16 protein-coding genes and 3 tRNA genes are annotated in these 18,767 nt (G+C 23.2%); 7 read left to right on the top strand and 12 right to left on the bottom strand.

Annotated features, from left to right (window positions below; genetic code table 4):
- Nucleotides 1-46: 46 nt before the first annotated feature.
- From MCAV_RS01865 to MCAV_RS01840, 6 genes are all read right to left on the bottom strand, one after another.
- The gene (locus tag MCAV_RS01865) at nucleotides 47-784 is read right to left on the bottom strand and encodes a hypothetical protein (protein WP_391592191.1); all 738 of its coding nucleotides are present in this window, start codon (nucleotides 782-784) and stop codon (nucleotides 47-49) included.
- A 157-nt stretch (nucleotides 785-941) separates the two neighbouring features.
- Nucleotides 942-1,175 (bottom strand): hypothetical protein, encoded by a 234-nt coding sequence (locus tag MCAV_RS01860; protein ID WP_391592190.1) that lies wholly within the window; start codon nucleotides 1,173-1,175, stop codon nucleotides 942-944.
- The gene (locus MCAV_RS01855; protein WP_391592189.1) at nucleotides 1,156-1,701 is read right to left on the bottom strand and encodes a hypothetical protein; all 546 of its coding nucleotides are present in this window, start codon (nucleotides 1,699-1,701) and stop codon (nucleotides 1,156-1,158) included. The genes MCAV_RS01860 and MCAV_RS01855 overlap by 20 nt, the downstream gene beginning before the upstream one ends.
- Nucleotides 1,702-1,721: 20 nt before the next feature.
- Entirely contained in the window at nucleotides 1,722-2,291 is a 570-nt protein-coding gene (locus MCAV_RS01850; protein ID WP_391592188.1) for a hypothetical protein, read from the bottom strand.
- 86 nt (nucleotides 2,292-2,377) lie between these two features.
- A complete protein-coding gene (locus MCAV_RS01845; protein ID WP_391592187.1) occupies nucleotides 2,378-3,508 on the bottom strand; it encodes a hypothetical protein in 1,131 nt (376 codons plus the stop codon).
- A 62-nt stretch (nucleotides 3,509-3,570) separates the two neighbouring features.
- Entirely contained in the window at nucleotides 3,571-4,251 is a 681-nt protein-coding gene (locus tag MCAV_RS01840) for a hypothetical protein (RefSeq protein WP_391592186.1), read from the bottom strand.
- A gap of 823 nt (nucleotides 4,252-5,074) precedes the next feature.
- Here MCAV_RS01840 and MCAV_RS01835 point away from each other — a divergent pair.
- The 5 genes from MCAV_RS01835 (at nucleotide 5,075) to MCAV_RS01815 (ending at nucleotide 12,361) form a co-directional block, all read left to right on the top strand.
- Nucleotides 5,075-6,952: a P68 family surface lipoprotein gene (locus MCAV_RS01835; protein WP_391592185.1), complete on the top strand. Its 1,878-nt coding sequence runs from the start codon at nucleotides 5,075-5,077 to the stop codon at nucleotides 6,950-6,952.
- A 379-nt stretch (nucleotides 6,953-7,331) separates the two neighbouring features.
- Nucleotides 7,332-8,000: a hypothetical protein gene (locus MCAV_RS01830; protein ID WP_391592184.1), complete on the top strand. Its 669-nt coding sequence runs from the start codon at nucleotides 7,332-7,334 to the stop codon at nucleotides 7,998-8,000.
- 238 nt (nucleotides 8,001-8,238) lie between these two features.
- A complete protein-coding gene (locus tag MCAV_RS01825; protein WP_391592183.1) occupies nucleotides 8,239-9,729 on the top strand; it encodes a hypothetical protein in 1,491 nt (496 codons plus the stop codon).
- 276 nt (nucleotides 9,730-10,005) lie between these two features.
- Nucleotides 10,006-11,673, top strand: coding sequence for a hypothetical protein (locus MCAV_RS01820; protein WP_391592182.1), 1,668 nt, complete (start codon nucleotides 10,006-10,008; stop codon nucleotides 11,671-11,673).
- Nucleotides 11,674-11,941: 268 nt separating this feature from the next.
- Nucleotides 11,942-12,361 carry a hypothetical protein gene (locus MCAV_RS01815; RefSeq protein WP_391592181.1) on the top strand — a complete coding sequence of 140 codons (420 nt, stop codon included), beginning with the start codon at nucleotides 11,942-11,944 and terminating at the stop codon, nucleotides 12,359-12,361.
- Nucleotides 12,362-12,424: 63 nt separating this feature from the next.
- Here MCAV_RS01815 and MCAV_RS01810 read toward each other — a convergent pair.
- Together MCAV_RS01810 and MCAV_RS01805 are read right to left on the bottom strand one after the other, a co-directional pair.
- Nucleotides 12,425-12,498 (bottom strand) — tRNA-Thr (locus MCAV_RS01810).
- Nucleotides 12,499-12,552: 54 nt separating this feature from the next.
- Complete coding sequence (locus MCAV_RS01805) at nucleotides 12,553-13,404, bottom strand: NINE protein (RefSeq protein WP_391592180.1); 852 nt, start codon at nucleotides 13,402-13,404, stop codon at nucleotides 12,553-12,555.
- A gap of 357 nt (nucleotides 13,405-13,761) precedes the next feature.
- On the opposite strand from MCAV_RS01805, the gene rplI reads away from it, so the two are divergent.
- Nucleotides 13,762-14,211 (top strand): 50S ribosomal protein L9, encoded by a 450-nt coding sequence (rplI, locus tag MCAV_RS01800; protein ID WP_391592179.1) that lies wholly within the window; start codon nucleotides 13,762-13,764, stop codon nucleotides 14,209-14,211.
- 64 nt (nucleotides 14,212-14,275) lie between these two features.
- Here the strand turns inward: rplI and MCAV_RS01795 are convergent.
- A tRNA-His gene (locus MCAV_RS01795) sits at nucleotides 14,276-14,351 on the bottom strand.
- 162 nt (nucleotides 14,352-14,513) lie between these two features.
- Between MCAV_RS01795 and MCAV_RS01790 the strand changes: the two genes are divergently transcribed.
- Nucleotides 14,514-14,605 (top strand) — tRNA-Ser (locus MCAV_RS01790).
- A gap of 99 nt (nucleotides 14,606-14,704) precedes the next feature.
- Here the strand turns inward: MCAV_RS01790 and MCAV_RS01785 are convergent.
- From MCAV_RS01785 to MCAV_RS01775, 3 genes are all read right to left on the bottom strand, one after another.
- Nucleotides 14,705-15,604, bottom strand: coding sequence for an ROK family protein (locus tag MCAV_RS01785; protein ID WP_391592178.1), 900 nt, complete (start codon nucleotides 15,602-15,604; stop codon nucleotides 14,705-14,707).
- A gap of 124 nt (nucleotides 15,605-15,728) precedes the next feature.
- The gene (locus MCAV_RS01780) at nucleotides 15,729-17,141 is read right to left on the bottom strand and encodes a sugar ABC transporter permease (RefSeq protein WP_391592177.1); all 1,413 of its coding nucleotides are present in this window, start codon (nucleotides 17,139-17,141) and stop codon (nucleotides 15,729-15,731) included.
- Nucleotides 17,142-17,146: 5 nt separating this feature from the next.
- A complete protein-coding gene (locus MCAV_RS01775; protein ID WP_391592176.1) occupies nucleotides 17,147-18,679 on the bottom strand; it encodes a sugar ABC transporter ATP-binding protein in 1,533 nt (510 codons plus the stop codon).
- Nucleotides 18,680-18,767 lie beyond the last annotated feature (88 nt).

The following is an 18,767-nucleotide window of genomic DNA, read 5'->3' as shown; positions in this document are numbered from 1 at the left end:
AAATTAATAATCAAACTTATTAAAAAAGTTTGTTTTTTAGTTAACTTTATTTTCTCAAGTTCGATTTTTGTTTTAAAAGAACATGATAAATTGAAATAAGCAAAATATTTCTTAGTGCACCAATAGCTAAAAAAATTGCTAAACCTATAAAAAAAGTAATATATAAATGTTGAAAAATATTTGAAATTAAAGTAAAATCACCTAATTGACTACTTTGAGCTTCTTTAATAATTGGTGTATAAACATTATTTAATGCTTGATAAAAAAAGACAATAAATAAAATTGTTGTTAGCAAAGAAATAATTCAATGAATTACTAATACTATTTGATGAATTTTTAGTGAATTTTTATTAAGTTCACTATATTTATTAGCAAAATATAGTGAATAGGATGAACAAAAAATTCAAAGAAAACTACTAATTCTACTACTAATTGAAAAAAGACCGACAACACCTTCATTTTGTTGATGAAAACGACTCATTCTCACTTCACGTTTAGAAATAAATTTAGAAGATAAACTAGGATCAACTTTAATTAGTGCTAAAAATTGTTCAAATTTTAAATCCAATCATGAAAATCCAATTATTTTCTCTCAAAAAAATGATAAAAATGGTTTTTGATTAGTTTTTTCTCAAAGAGTAATTAATTGTTGATTATTATCAACTATTTGATATTGATTAAAATCAATGCCAATTTTTTTTAATGAAAATTTTTTGTATCAATTAATAATATTACTCTTAAATTTAAAAATAATCATACCAAAAACTAATGAACTAAACAACATACAAAAACTACAAATAAGATAAAAAAGGGCTTCTTTTGATAAATTGGATGGCAATTTATTAATTTCAGTAAAATAAAAAGGGAAATATAATTGAACTAAAGCAAAAGAGCAAATCAGAGATATCACATAAAACAAACCAATTAATCAAACTCGATTATTAAAAAATGCTAACAGCAAAATTACGGTTTAAAAGGGTTTGATACAAATAAAACCGATATTCTAAACAGAAAAAAATAAAATTGAAAAAGGGTAAAAACGCAAATACTCAAAATGTTTTATTATTTTGAAACTTTTTTAAGAAAAAAAGATCATAATTTCAAAGATCTGTTTCAGTATTAATTTTGATTAACAAATCATTATTATTACTATTACTATCTAATGTTGCTTTCATATATGATAAATATTTTTTGATTAATATTAACTAAAAAATTCTTATATAAATTTAAAGATAAAACTAAACTAGTAACTTGTATTATTAAATCTGCTAAAACTAAAAATGCTAAACCTACTGGTGCTGCTCAAGCTGTTGAATATATTCCTAACTTAATTAAATTAGTTGTTGTTTTAAGAGCAAATACTGCAGTTTTAAAACTTCTTATAAAATTAAAATAAGTATTTTTAATATTTTTTAAATCATCTTTTAGTTTGTAAAATTTATACAAAGTTTCTACAATTTGAAAATCTCCGATTCTATCATAAAGTAATAAATAATTTTTATCATTTTTTCAAATTTCATAAAAAGCTCCGTATACTAAGCCTTCAACTCCAAAAGTAACTACTTGAGCAGTAGCAGCAGTAGCACTGGGGATAGTTAATCCAAAAAATCAAGAAGCAACTCAATAACCAGCAGCAACTGCAGCAGAAGCAACTGCAAAATATGCTGAATCTATCCCTGCTTTTCTTATGTTTTGCAACATTGATTTAACTCTAACATCAATTATTCGCGAACTAGAGTGAGTCAATTTTTTTGATTGATTGGATTAATGTTTTTTAGCAAGCTTATTTTATTTGATGAATTATTTAGTGAAATTGTTTTATCAATTTCACTTTGAAGTTTTGATTTTGAATAACCATTTTTTTCAGCAATTTTAAATAAATCATTATAGTTAAATTTATTATCCAAAATTTTATCAAAATATTTTGATGCTTCTTTAGTAACTAATTTGTTAGGTTCAACTATTTTTTTATTATCTTGATTATTTTCAAATATTACTGAATTTTTTTTAAAATCATCTAATCTAATTTCAGAAGTTTCTCTTTTTATTATTTTTTGATTTAAAGAACCAAAAATTTGAGAATTAAACTTTTCACGAAATTCTTTTCTTTGTGATTGATCTATTTTAAAAGAATGATTTTCTAATTTAGATAAATTAAAATGTGAAGTTTCTGAATTAACACTAACAATATTAGATGTGTTTTTATTAGGTAAAACAGTTAACGCACTAAAAGAAGTAGAACAAGCAACAAATAAAACTGCAAAATTAATAAATTTTTTATTTTTTTTCATTTTATTAAAATTCTTAATTTAAATTATAAAAATTATAAGGTGAATGTATATTATAAACAATTTTAATTAAATAATTCAATCAAAAATTAAAAATATCAATCATTATTTTTTGATCGATCTTTTTTTAATTTTAAAACTGATTGATAAAGCAAAACATAAAATAAATGTCTTAGAAGACCAAGAGCAAAATAAACAATTACTATTATTAATACTAATTTAAATCTGAAGTCTAATTCTAAAGAATCACTTTTTACACTATTTCTAGCAATGATAAGAAGATTTAAATTTTGATATAAAAAGTAAATAAATAAAATGATAATTGTTCAAGAAATAATTCAATGAATAATAAGTATTATTAAATTTAAACGAATCGAATTTTTATTTAATTCATAATATTTATTAATAAAATAAATTGCATATGATGAACAAAAAATTCAAAAAATACTTAATCTACGAGTTCTAAGTGTATCATTTTGTTCAGTGAATAAATATTGTTGTTTATATCAATTCGTTTTTGTTTCACGTTTTGAAACAAATTTTTCAACTAATTCAGGATTAACATTAATAAAAGATAAAAATTTTTCAAATTTTAAATCCAATCATGAAAATCGAATTAATTTTTTAGAAATAAAAGATAGAAAAGGTGCTTGATTAGTTTTTGCTCAAAGAATTGCTAATTGTTGATTATTACTAACTAATGAATAATGTCTAAAATCAATTTTCATTTGATCAAAAGTAAATTTTTGATATTTTTTAATAATATTTTTTTTAAACCAAAAAATAGTAATACCAAATCCAAAACAATTTAAAAATAAGTTTAAACTACAAATTAAATAAAAAAGCGTTTCTTTAGATAAAGATGGTGGTAATTGATTTTGATCACTAAAATAGTAATAAAAATAACCTCATAAAGATAAAATAAATCCAACAATTGAAAGAAAATAAAAAAAACCAATCAAATAAAGTTGTTTATAAAAAATATTAATAGCAAAATTGCGATTTAAAAGGGTTTTATGTAAATAAAAACGATAATCAAAACAGAAAAAAACAAAATTAATAAATGGTAAAAAAGCAAATACTCAAAAAGTTTGATTATTTTGAAATTTTTTTAAGAAAAAAAGATCATAATTTCAAAGATCTGTTTCAGTATTAATTTTGATTACTAAATTATCATTTTTACTATCATGATTTAGCAATAACTGTTCTTGTGATTTCATATATGTTACAAATTCATTCTATTTTCTATTCATTAAAAACATTTTTGAATACAAAATAAGAATTAGTTATTTTTCTTTTTGATTTTTAAAAATAAATGATAAAACAGGCTTAATAAAATATTTCTTAATGCGTTAAAGCCTAAAAAAATAACTACCACTAAAATAGCATAGTGATTGATTCGTTCGCTTGGATAATAAATAAATGATCAATAAAAAAAGATCATTAATAAAATTGTTGCTGTTCAAGAAATAATTCAATGTAACACAAATATTGCTTGATGTAACTTAATCGAATTTTTATTAATATCATTATATTTATTAATAAAATAAACTGAATATGATGAACAAAAAATTCATAAAAAGTTCACTAATCTTAATGCAAATATATGAAGTACAAAATAATCTTTATGTTCTTCAATGCTCTTAGGATTGATATTTCATCTTGTTTCTATTAATGAAGCAAATTTTTTAGATAAATTGCTATCAACTTCAACTAAATCTTTAAGTTCTTGAAATTGAATATCAATTCATGAGAAAAAAAATATTTTTTTACAAAAAAAAGATAAGAAACTACTATGATTAACTTTTTCTCAAATTGATTCTAATTGTCTATGATTATTAGTTATTAAATATTTATTAAAATCAACACCAAGTTTTTTTAATGAAAATTTTTTATAATCTTCAATAACATTATTTTTAAATTTGAAAATAATAATGCCAAAAACTAATGAACTAATAAACAAATAAATTCCACAATAGAGATAAAAAGATAGTTCAAAATTTCTAATTGTTAATAATTGATTTTTATTAACAAAAAAAAATAAGAAATAAATAGATAAAAGAAAAAATGAAAGAATAAAAAAATAGTAAAAAATCAAAACTAGAAGAATTTTTTTAAATAAAACATCAACTGCAAAAATTCGATTTAAAAGAGTTTTATACAAACAAAAGCGAAAATCAATGCAGAAAAAAAGACAATTAATAAAAGGTAAGAAACTAAAAACCCAAAATCTTTTGTTGTTTTGAAATTTTTTTAAGAAAAAAGATCATAATTTCAAATATCTTGTTCTGTTTTAATTTTGATTTTTAAATTATTATCATCTAATAATTGTTTTCCTAAATTCATAAATATTTGCAAAATCTCTCATATCTTAAATATTTTCTAGTTTTGATCTTTATTAATTTTAATCAAAAAATCATTAATCAAAATGAAAAATAATCAATTATTAATAATAAATTAAATATTATTCTTAAATTAATAATATTTTATTAACAATTTTTTAATCGAAAAAATAAAATCATTTATTAATTTGAAACTTTTTTTGATATGATACTAAACAGTTTAAATTGAATTTAAAATTGAAGTCAATATGATTAAAATTCTTAAATCAGTAAATTTTCGGCTGCTAAGTTTATTTCTGCAGCAAGTTAAAATACTCATTTTATTTTTATACAACACGATCTAGTTATTAGATTGTGTTGTTTTTTTTATTCTAAAAACTATTTTTTTAATAATCAATTTAACTAAAAAAAGAAAAGAAGATATTCAACTTTATCAATATAAAAATGAAAATTTCAATTCGAAAATTGTTATTTGCTAGTTTAATTCCAACTGTTTCTGCTAGTTTATTACTTGCTGCATGTTCTTCAGGTAGTTCTGTTAATACTAAAGAAGTTCTTATTGGTTTACCATGAACTTCAAGTGATCGACGTTTTCAAAACCTTCAAAAAATTGCTGAAAAATTCAATAATGAAATTAAGACTGCTGCCAAACAAGAACAAGGATATTTACCAGTTAAAATCAATTCTCAAGGTGATGGTTATAACAATGTTGCAACTAATATTATTAGAAATATCACAATCAGAAACTGAAGTAATGTACCGAATTTGACCTTAAATTATCCTCCAGTAGTTTCAGGATTAGCATCAGTTTCAGGCCAACTAGATTTAAGTCAAGATACTTATAATAAAGATAATAATACTATTAAAGTTAATAATAAAACTGTAACATTAGCATCAGATAAATTTGATACTAATTTAGTTTCAGATCAATTTTTAAAAGTTAATCAAAACATTTATGGGATTGATAGTCAAGATAAAGGGCTTTATCTTTTACCAATTGGTTTAAGTTCAGAAATTCTTTATTTAAACAAACCAGTCTTAAAATATTTGTTAAATAAAGTGCTTGAGAAAGAAACTAGTGTTACTATTGACAGTACTTCTACTGAATGATTTAAAAAAGAATTTGGTATTGAGAAAAAATCGACTACAAGTAGTGATACAAAATCAACAACTAGTACAACAACATATACAAATTCTAGTTTAGAAGATAAAGTACAAAAAATTTATGGTGAATATAAAAAGAATAACGAGAAAAAATTTGATAATTACGTTTTAAAAAAATCAGTTTTTGAAAATTGAGATGGATTAGTTGATTTAGCTGCAAAATTAGCTGCTTCATTTCCTTATTCACTTGCTAAAAATTCTAGTAGTGCAACTTCAACTGCTAGTAACACAGAAACACAATTAAAAGATCGTGCAAGAATGCTTCAATTTGATGCACCTGTATCATTTTTATATAATTATTCTTTTAATCAATTAAATCATGATTATAAAAAATATTTATGAAATCGTTCTGATCATGCTAAAGCTAATGAAGATTTTAAATATACCTTTTTTAAAAATGGCACTGAACAAAGCATAGCTTTTCAAAATGCTTATAATAAATTATATGAAGTAGCAAAAAATGGTGGATATGGTTATGTTGTTAATAAAGATGACAACATTAATACTCGGTTTGCTAATTTAGAAATCGCTATTTCTATGGGTTCAAATGCTCGTTATAAACAAAAAGTTCCTAATAAAGACAAACAATTAACTGATAAAGATGTTTTAACTTTAAGTCAACCATTAAAAAATTCAGAAAGTACAACAACTCAAAATTCATATGTTTTACAAGGTGGTCATATTATTGGGATTAATTTAAATAACAATAAAGTAGCAAACCGTGCTACTAGATTATTTATTAAATGACTTTTTACAAATAATACAGAATATTTATATAACACTAATCAAAAAACTAGTGTTTCTTATGCTGAAGACTATGCTCTAAAATCATCATATGTTCCTTCTGCTAAATCATTTTTTAATAATAAAACAGAAAATAGTAATCCATCTAATAAAGATAAAGAACTAATTTTAAATAGTCCCGCTGCAAAAACAGCATATCAATTATTTAAATCAGCTAGTCAAAATAACACAACTTATGTGCCATATTTAGATCCTGCTAATCAAACTGCTAATGATTTACGTTTAGCAATTCCATCAACAATCAATCTTTTCTTAAAAAGTAGTGCTAAATTAGAAAGTTATCAAAATTTCATTAATGGAATTAGAAAACAAAATAATCGAATTGAAATCGCTTATATTAACGCTCAAAAATAAATTTAAAAACAAAATTCTAAAATAAAACTAAAAACTAACTCCTAATTTAATCAAAATTGATTTAAAAGGGGTTAGTTTTATTATTTTTAATAGTATAGTCATAAAGATGTTTTTTTTATAAAACTAATGTTTTAACTATAAATTTCTTAATTCAAACTTAATTTGGTATAATAGAAGAACGTTTTAATAGTTGGTTTTTAAAATCGATTTTTTTCATTTTATGTAATATATTTTATTTAGATATTGAAAATTAAGTTTAGTTTTCACTATCACTATTAATGAGTAATACACAGTTTTATTTTGTTTGATTATTTAAAAATATTAAGATAAGATATTAATATTAAAATGTATTGTTCAAGAAAGTATCAATTGTTTTGTTATGTGATCAAAATACATTCCAATAATTTTTTTTGTTGTATTAACACTTGCAGGATTAATCTGAGGATATTTTTCAAGTTGGAAAAAAGTAGTTTATTATGGAGTATTTAATTTAACTTTATTTATTTTTTTCATTGCTTTTTTACCATTAATTTCAGTTAATTTAGTTGAATTGCTTAATCCGAGTTTAATTTTTAATGCTAAAAAAGGATCTTTAGTTGATAGTGCATTTGACATTAAGTCATTTAATCAAGTTTCATCTTTTTTGAAACAGTTTTATTTTGTTTTAGTATACTTTTTATCTTTTGTTGTTTTAAATATTGTTTTAATAATACTTCATTTAATTTTCTTTCGTAAAGCATTAAGACGTAAAAAATTAGAAAAAATTGAAAAAAGATGATATGACCGCGTTTTGACTGCTTTATTACAATCAGTATTATTATTACCTCTTAGTTTTTCATTAACTGGTTCAATAACTCGTCTAAATCAAAACACTTCATTGAATCAAAAAACTTTTTTTAAAAAGAATAATCAAAAAGAACATAAATTGGTTAGTTTATCTTCTTTACTAAATGATCAATCACAAGTTCAAAATCATCATGATTTAGAACAAAACATTAAATATTTCTTAGTAGTGAATTCATTTACTAACAATAATAATTTATTTTAAAAAAGTTAATAATTAATTATTTTTTATTTAAAAATTATTGTTATTAAAAATATATTACTATTTAAATAGTTGAAAATTTTTGATCAATTATTTTTTGATCTAAGTTAATATTAATTATTTATAATTATGGTGGTGCGAAAAATATATTTAATTAATATTTTTATCATTAGTTTTTAATTCTTATTGGCTGAATTAATCGCATTAAAATAGAAAACAAATTATTTATGAGAGACTTTTTATGTTTGCAAGAAAATATAGTGATTCATTTCAAGAAAAAAGTTATTCTAAAGAAAAATTAGTCGCTCAACTTCCTTTTGGACGTGGGGTACTAATGTGAGCAATTTTGCTTTTTGGATATTTCTTATTCATTACAGCATGATTTTCTGCAGGTTATACTCAAGGTAATGGTGATATAGGATGATCTAATGCCTTTTTTGGAACTAAAGTTGATTCAACAGTTTCACAAGCTGTTAATTATGGAATTACTGCAGGTAGAGGAATAGGATCATTTTTAATTGGTTATTTAATTGTTAAATTAACCCATAGATATGCTGCGCTTTTAGCTTTAACCTTATTAGTGATGGCCATTCCATCAGTTGGTGTTGGTTTTGCCCTTGCAAAATCAGGAAGTGGTGTTGCTGGATATGCTTTATTCATTATTTTTCGTTTGTTTATGGCGGTTGGTGGTACTACTTTAATCGTTTTATTACAACCGGTTTTGGCTAAAACATTAAGAAATCAACGACAAAAAGCGATTTTTTCTTCCATTAATCCTTTTGGATTTAATATGGGATTTATTATCACTACAGCTATTTTTATTAGTCCAAGTATTACTACTTTTTTACAAACAGGTGATAATTGGTTTTATTTTAGTTTGGCATTTTCCTTATTAAATTTAATTCCATTATTAGCTTATATTGTTCTTGGGCTTAATTTTGATATTCAAAGAGCTGGTGAAGAGACAAAAGAAGAGCAAGAAGTTGTCCGTGATGATACTATTTTTTCACTAATGCGTGAAAAAAACACATGAGCTTGAATTGTAGTTTATACTATTTGATTAGTTGCTGCTGTAATGCCGATTGTAGGTACTAATGTTACAGCGATAAATTCATTGCTAGGAATAAAAAACGGCGATACTACTGTTTATACAGGGCCATTTGCAGATTCAATTAGCAATACTGCTCTAACTACACCAGGTCAATGGGTTAGACCATGAGCAGTTTTATTTGTTGGAGGAATTTTAATTGGTGCTTTTAGTATTGGTCGTTTTACTAAAACTAGTTTTAAAAGAAAACCTTTTATGATTACAGTGACTGCAATTGGAGTTTTATTATACATTCTTTCAATAATTAGTAATGTTCACGGTCATGTTAGTCTATATTTAGTTTTTGGATTTTTATTTGGTGTTGTTGTTTGAGGGATTCAAGGACCACTTTTAAATAATCCTTATGAATTACCTAATGCAACACCAAAACGAATGGGATTATTTTTTGGTATTATTTGAGGTATGGGTTATTTAGGATTTACTTTAGTCAATGTTATTTTAGCAATAGTTGTTGATGTTAGTCCAATTGCTTATTTTGCTTTATTAACAATAATAATTGGATTATTACCAGTATCATTATTCTTCATTAAAGAATCAAAACCAAACGGGTTAATTAGATTTAATCCTTTTAATAATACTAGTTTAACAACTAAAGTTAGTTTATCAACATCATTAAGAAGATAAATTACTATTATTTAAAATTGTTCAATATTAAAAGTTATTAAATTGTGTTGAATCATTAGTTGAAGTAAGTAGGGTTTGATTATCAATAAGTTCAATAATTTATTGATAATGAAAATTAGTGAAAACAATGTTTTATAGTAATTAATCAAATTATTATCAATCATAGTTTTATTTTCTAAAGTTTTATTATTCAATAACATAATTAATTTATGATTCTTAATATAAATTAATTAATATTTCAAAAAATCAGCTTAAAAAAGGTATAAACAATATTTTATGAACTATATTATCATTACTATTTTTTTCTTTTTTGGACTGACTATTTTTGGTTTTGTAACAGGATTTTTTTCTAATTGAAAAAAAGTTTTATATTATGGAATTTTAAATTTATTGTTGTTTGGGTTTTTTATTATTTTCTTTAATCAAATATCAAACCAATTGAATCATTTTTTTAATACAAACTCAACAATTCAGTCTTATTTAAACAAAGTTGCCAAACCTTATGTTCAGTATCAAAAACCAATTTTATTCTTTTTAAAAGATTATTTAGTGGTTATTACTTATATTATTGCTGCAGTCATTTTAAATATTCTTTTAACAATTATTTATTGTCTTTTTCTACGTCGTTTGTTTTTACTTACAAACAAAACAAAGCAAAAGAAAAGAAAAATTATTCACCGTTTAGGTACTGCGCTTTTACAATCAATGATGTTATTACCAATTAGTTTTACTTTAACTGGAACAATGACATCCATGTTTCAAATAACTACTGCATTTACTAGTGATAGTAGTTTAACTAATTTTGATCCAGAAAAATTAAAAACACGTTTTTTAAGTTGACTTGATTCAAATGATGGAAAAAGAGCATTAGCTAAATTTAATCAAGGAAATTTAGTTAAAAAAATAACTCATAATAGTTTAAAAGATAATATTAATAGTGCTTTAAAAGCAATTAATTCAATTTGATCAGTAGAATTTTTCAATCGTGTTAATCTTTTTTCTAATTTAAAAAGATCAAATGAAAGAATTATTGGTTTAATTGTTTTATACCAACATTTAGACACTGCTAAATCTTTGTTTACTGGCATTTTTCAAAATGTACGTGATTTATTTGATGTTAAATCATATAAACCAGTTAATGATCTAATTGATACAATTAAACAAATCAAAAAATCAAATCAAACAACAATTAATTTTAGTGATGCTCAAAAATTAGAAGATTATCTAGGATCATCTGAAGACTTAATTAATAAATTAAAAAATGGTTTAATTAAGTTGAATGAATTAAGTCCTGAATTAATTAAAAAATTAACTCCAGAATTAATTAAACAATTAAATCCTGAAGATCAAAAAAAAGTAAATGATTTTTTAAAAAACCCAAATGATTCTAGTAGTATTAAAGATTTAACAAGTGAACAATTTTTCAATAATTTAAAAGAAGTGATTGATAAATTTAAAGATCAAGCTATTACAAACGATACTATTCGCATGGAATTATTAAAAAATAATCCTAAACTGAATACTTCAATCGCTAATTTAAATCAAATTTATGCAAATAAAGATAATAGAATCGTTATCAAAAGTTTAGAAACAATATTTAATGATATTTCAGAAAATGATTTAAAAAACTTTGATGAAATATTAAATAGTCTAAATTTTTCACAAAGAATTGAATCAGTTAAAAAAACGATTGCAGGCTTTACAATTGAAACAATTAAGTATGCTAGTGATCAAATTGGTATTTTAGCAAACGGTACTGCTCCTAATGGGACTAAATTAGCATCTAACAATAAATTACAATCATCACCACAATTATTTGATTATTTGAAATTATATTTATCAAGACAAATTGAAATTGTTTTTAAAGATAAAAACTTAAGACCAAGTGAAATTGCTGATTTAGCAAAAAATTTCAATTCTGTCTTTATGAATCGGTTAAATTAATTTCATTAAAATTAGCAATTTAAACTTTTAATTAATAAAAAATATTTATTTTTCTCATTAATTTATAAAATTTTTTAATTTATTAGCAAATATTCTAATATAATATTAAATGTATTGTGGTAATACATAAATACATAAAATGGTTTTTGGAGATGATAAGAAAGATTATTTGGATCCAGTAGTTTTCCTTTATTATTGAAATTAGCCAACCCCATATTCTCGTGATTATGGGGTTTTTTTATGTCAATAAATCATTTTTTTCAATTTAATGCAAAATATGTATCAAACACCATTAAGAAAATATTTATGACAATTGCAAATTAAAAAAGCGAAAATGAATAAACCGCTTTTTCGAGTGCATCGTATTTTTGTCAACCAATATGAAAAATTTCGTAGTTCAATTGTTAGAATGCGTAATTTAGCTGATTGAGATATTATTAATGACATTACTAAAATCGATGAAATCAATGTTATTTGTCAATTTCAATTTATTACTAAAAACTTAGAATTAGAATTTACTTTTGTTTTAATTGAAATGAATTTTGAAAATGTTGTAACTAATATTTGATCCAACATTAATCAAATTCAAAAACAATGAATTAAAAATTATCACAATTATTGAATTATTCCAATTGCTTTATTTAATATTATTAACATTAAAATTAATGACCGAATTTTTATTAAATAAAAAAAACCAGTTGAAAGCAATCTAATGCTACCAACTGGTTTACTATTATTAATATTAATAAAATGGTGCCGAATAGCAGAATCGAACTGCTCTCTAGACATTACCATTGTCTTGTTTTGCCACTAAACTAAATCGGCTTATTTTAATGAATTGATAACAATTATAACAAAAATTTAATTAATCTTAAATATTTAATATTTACTAAAGAAACTAATCGTTCATTTGTCAATAAAAAAACCATTAATATCTTTAATATTGCCAAAAAGAGCTAACATTAAATCAAATAATCATCAAAGACCTAAACCACCTAAAGTTAATAATTTAAGTCAACCATAGATTTTTGAACCTGCATAAAAACGATCTAATCCTAAATAACCAAATAATAATGATAATAAAATTAATCAAAATCTAGATCTTAACCATATTTGTTGGTGTTGATCATAATTGATTTGAGTGGAATTAATCGTGTTTAAAAAACCTAATTGTTTTTTATTAGCAATGACTGAATTAGAACCATCTAAATTATTCATTTCTTGCCCATTATTAAATTGTGTTGTATTAAATTGATTTTGATCAAATTTAAGATCGATTTTTTTAATGAAAAAAGGTGATTTTTCATCTTTTGATCAACAATAATTTCTTTTATATTCATAACCAAATAATGTGCACTGAAAATTGTTATGATAATTTTTTTTATGATAGTTTGCCTTAATTTTTTTTAAAATGGCAATCACATTAGCATCATTACTAAAAAATTTACGGTGTAAATCATAATAAAAATAATTTTTATTACTTTTATTATCATGAGCTACCATAATAATTTTATTAATTAAATGAGCAGCTTGTCCTTGTAAAAAATTTTCAAAATCATTTAATGAAATAACAACACGTTGAACAAAAAAGCCCTTAATTTTCTTCTCTTCTGGATTAATTTCTTTAAATTTATGAATTTTTAGAAAAAAATCTCTTGTGTATTTAGATGAAAAATTATTTCGGTTTTGATCAGTTTTTTTAGAATTGAATTTAGCAATTATTTGATTCATTATTATTTGTAAATTAATTATGATTAATTTTGATAAAAATCAATTAGTAATTTAATCATTATTATGATTAATAAAAGATAATAAATGTTATAAAAAATTAATTATTTTTAAAATAATTAAAGTCATTAATTATATTTTAATCTTAATTATTTAAACTAGTTAAAAAGATCTTAATTTTCAAATTAAAATCAAATAATTTTTATTAATTAAATTTATCATTTAAAATAAATACTTAAATTTAATTCATAATATACAAGATATTTACTTAATCTTAAAATCATTATTAAAATCAAGATTAAATCAAATTATTATAATTATTATAAAAATCTATTTTTAAAAGTAAGAAATTAAAAAATTATGAAAGTTTTTCTATTAGAAGATGTTGTTAAAGTTGGTAAAAAACATCAAGTTGTTGAAGTTAAAGACGGTTTTGCTAAAAACTTTCTTTTTGCTAAAAAATTAGCTCTAATTTATTCAGAAAAAAATAAAAGTAAAATTGATAAAATTTTATTAAACGTTTTAACAAAACGTGATGAAGATTTATTAGCTTTAAATTTATTAAAACAAACATTAGATAAATTACAATTAGTTTTTTATTTGAAATATAATGAAACTAATCATAAAGAATACCATCGTATTTCTCACCATCACATCATTAAAGAATTAAAAGAAAAACACCAGTTAGAATTATCAAAATATGCTTTTAAAGATCGTCAAACTTTTGGCATTGGTGCACATCAAGTTAAAATTTATTTAACAAAAGATGTTGTTGCTACTTTAAATTTTACAGTTCAAGCTAGTAAATAAAAATTAATTAAAAAAAATACTTCTCAAGTAGGCAAACTTAAGAAGTATTTTTTATATTAAAAAATGGGGCGAATGACGGGAATCGAACCCGCGAATGCCTGAACCACAATCAGGAGTGTTAACCACTTCACCACAATCGCCATATTAAACAACGTATTATATTATAACATTTTTTTAATTAATTAAATTATCTTTTAATATAATTTTTTTTAGAAAACAAATATATTAATTAATCAATTAATGATTATTAATTAAGATTTAAAAATAATGATATAATTAAATAATACTGTTAATAATTTATTGGAAGCTTACCCAAGTGGTTAAGGGGGCACCCTGCTAAGGTGTTAGGTGGGATAATTCCTGCGCAAGAGTTCGAATCTCTTAGCTTCCGCCATTTTATCAATAAAAAATAATAAACTAACCCACTAAATAGTTGTTTTATTTAGTGGGTTTTTTATGTCTATTGATTTAATTTAACAACAATTGAAAATCTTTAATTATATTTGGCATGAATTAAATGATTTAAGCCTAATAAAACTAAATTATCTCCTAAACTATCAAATTCTAAACGAACTTGTTGGTATTGATTTGATCATGTTAATAATTTGGCTTGATCAAACGCCTTTCTAACAAATCATTGGTTATGTATTCCCATAGATCCACCAATTACAATTAAATTAGGAGCAAAAAAGGCCATTGATGTTGCAAACAAATGTGAAAGAGTTACTATTGCTTCATCAATTATTTGTTTAGCAATTAAATTTTGATCATAATTAGCAAAAATTGCTTGGGGAGTAACTAAATTTAAGCCTAAAGTTTTAGCGCGATTAACTATACCAGTACCAGAAGCAAACAATTCTAAAGCATGAGGTGATAGATGAAACACTTGATCAGTATCAAAAGGTGCTAATGGCACTTTAGCAATTTCTTGAGCTAAATGATTATAACCAACAAAAATTTGATTACGATAAATTAAACCAGCACCTAAACCAGTAGAAATTGTAAAAAATTGGGTTGTATCTTTTTCTGTTTGCTTAAAATGATAATGCACTGCTAAAGCAGCAGCATTAGCGTCATTTTCAAATACAACTTTATCAATTCCTGTTGAATCAAAAATTAATTGTTTTAAATTTAAATGATGTCAACCTTGTAAATTAGGTGGATCAATAATAATTCCTTGCTCATAATTAGCTGGTCCTGGACAAGCTACACCTAAAACATTAACTTGATATTTTTTAATCAAATCAAAAACTGGTGTTAAAGTTTTTAGTGGTGAATTTTGATCAACATGAAATTTTTGAAAAAAAACGATTTGGTTGTTATCAATTAATGCAAAACGAACATTAGTCCCACCAATGTCAATAGATCCATATTTATGCTTTATTTGATTCATTTTTATTTTTCTTTTTGCAATTTATTAATTTGATAAGAAAAAGCAACAAATAATTAATTGTTGCTTTTTTAATTTATTTCTTTTTATTGTTTTGAATAAAACGTCATCATCTATTTTTACTTAATTAAATTTGACGTTTTTTACTAGAAATCACATCTAAAGCAACAGCTAAAATTAAAATAATTCCTTTAATAATGAATCTTAAATTGTTTTGAACACTTAAATTATTAAATCCAGAATCAATAATTGTTAAAATAATTGATCCTAAAAAAGTATTAACAACTGTTCCAATTCCACCATAAGCACTAGCTCCACCAATGAAAACTGAAGAAATTGCATTTAATTCATCTCCTAAACCAGTTTCTCCTGTAACTGAAAGGAAACTACCAAGATAAAGAAAACTAGCTAAAGCAACTAATACAGCCATAATGACAAAAACATACAAAGTAGTTTTACGTGCATTAATCCCACTAAGTTCAGCTGCTTTGCGATTACCACCAATTGAATAAACATTACGACCAAAAACTGTTTTTTTAGTAATGAAAATAAATAATACTAAACCAACAATTAAATAAATGATTTTTCATCTTAAGCCAAAATTAGATAAACTAATTAAAATTCCAATGACTAAAGTAAAGATTACTTTAAAAGCATTAGTAGTAATAAACATTCATAAAGGAGGGTTTAATAAATTATAACGTTTATTAATGATTCGAGTATGATATGAAAGTAAAACTAGAATAATTGCTAAAACAACAAAAATTAATAAAGCAACAATTCAAAGTGATTCACCAACTTGATAATCAAAAATAGAATTATTAATCGCTTGAACAAATGAAGAACTAGCAGGAATAGTGAAATTAAATGATTCAGCTGCTTCACTTAAAATATATTTTTGCAACCCAGCGTATAACAATAATCCTCCTAAAGTAACAATAAAAGAAGGAATTCGTAAATATCCAATTAAAAAACCGTGAAAAAAACCGATTAGAATACCAATAGCAATCACTGAAATAACACTAACAAAGCCATTTCCCGTTAATGTGAGAATTCAACCCGTTAACGTTGCAAAAAACCCCATTAAACTTCCCACTGATAAATCAATATTACCACTAACAATTACTAATAGCATCCCAAAGGCTAAAAAATAAATGTAAGTATATTGACCTAAAATAATATTAGTGAAATTATTGGGACTTAAAATTGCTCCTTGAGTTAAGATTAAAAATATTAAAAGAATTAAAAACGCTACATAAAACATCGAATATTTACGTAAACTATTACTAAACATACGATATATAACTGATTTGTCAATCACTTGGTGTTTAAAATCAATTACTGGTTTAAAAACATGATTAACACTACTAATCAGTGGCTCAAAACTTCTGTGCAATTTTTTATGACAATTTTTAATCGCAGTTGACATACTATCAAAAATCGTAATGCGATCAATTAAACTTGAAATGCCACCAATAAATGATTTATTGGTTTTGACTGAATCATCAAAATTTTTAAATTTGTTTTCTTTTTTATCCATAAATATTAAGTAATTCCAATGTGCATGATTTTTTCAGAAGTAGCATCTTTAGTTAAAATTTCCCCTTTAACTTTTCCTTGATTCATGACATAAATTCGATCAGTAATGCCTAATAGTTCTTCAAGTTCAGAAGAAATAACAACAATTGATTTTCCTGCTTTTGCTAATTCAAAAATAATGCTATAAATTTCATATTTTGAGCCGACATCAATCCCTTTAGTTGGTTCGTCAATGATTAAAACTTCAAATTTAGTTGATAATGCTTTAGCAATTAAAACTTTTTGTTGATTACCTCCAGAAAGTGAATCAACATTATTATTTAAATTTTTTGTTTTAATTTGAATTTTTTCTTTTAATTTTTGAGAATTAATAATTAATTTTTTATCATAAATAAATTTAAAAAAATTCGAATACAAATGAATTGATGCATCACCAATATTACGATGAATCGAAAAATTTTGAATTAATCCTAAATTTTTACGATCTTCAGAAGCATACATAATTCCAGCTTGAATTGCTTGACTAGGTAATTTGAAATTAACTAATGAACCTTTATAAAAAGTTTTACCACTAATTCTCTCACCATATGAATGACCAAACATTGATAAAAATAATTCACTTCTACCACTACCAACTAAACCACTAATACCTAAAATTTCACCTTGATTTAAATGAACTGAAGCATTTTGAACAACAGTTTTACCACTAGAAATTTCTTTAACAGTATAATTTTCTAAAACTAAAATTGGTTTACCAATAGTAGAACGATCTGGTCTTTTAGGATATTTATTTTCTAAATCACGCCCAACAATATCTTTAATCAATTGTGCTTCTGAAATTGATTCTTTTTCATTATCATATTGGGAAATAAATTTACCATCACGAATTACAACAATTTCATCAGAAACATATTCGACTTCTTTTAGTTTATGTGATACAAAAACACAAGTAATGCCTTGTTCATCACGTAATTTTTTCATTAAATCTAATAAGATAAAACTTTCTCGTTCATTTAATGAAGAAGTTGGTTCATCAAAAATGATTAATTTAGCATTTTTAGTTAATGCTTTTGCAATTTCAATTAATTGTTGTTGAGCAACATTTAATTTTCCAGCTGCAATTTCTAAATTCATTTCAGGAAAACCAACAATATCCAAATATTTTTTAGCATTACTAATCATGAAATTTCAATCAGTAATCCCAAAAACATTTTTTAAATTACCTAAAAAAACATTTTCATAAATTGATAAATTCGGAGCGATTGATAATTCTTGGTGAATAATAGCAATTCCTAGTTTTTCTGAATCTTTAACATTTTTAAAAAGCGTTCATTTCTGATCAAACATTACTGCTCCTTCATAAGAATCATGAGCATAAACACCAGAAACTGTTTTTAAAAGAGTTGATTTGCCAGCACCATTTTCTCCTACAATTGAAATGATTTTTTTTCTTGGAATATTGAATGAAACATTATCTAAAGCGATGACAGGACCAAATTTTTTAGTTATCTTATGTAACTCTAAAATATTATCGATCATGATAAACTCTAACTTTAATTAAAATAATATTATCCATATAAGTTTAATTTTAATTCTCCTTCTAAATTATTAAAAAATGTTTGATAGT

The organism is [Mycoplasma] cavipharyngis, from assembly GCF_042984175.1.
GTDB classification, from domain to species: Bacteria; Bacillota_I; Bacilli_A; order Mycoplasmatales; family Mycoplasmoidaceae; genus Mycoplasma_N; species Mycoplasma_N cavipharyngis.
The sequence above is the reverse complement of the archived record's forward strand: the minus strand, read 5'-3'. Positions and strand labels throughout refer to the sequence as shown.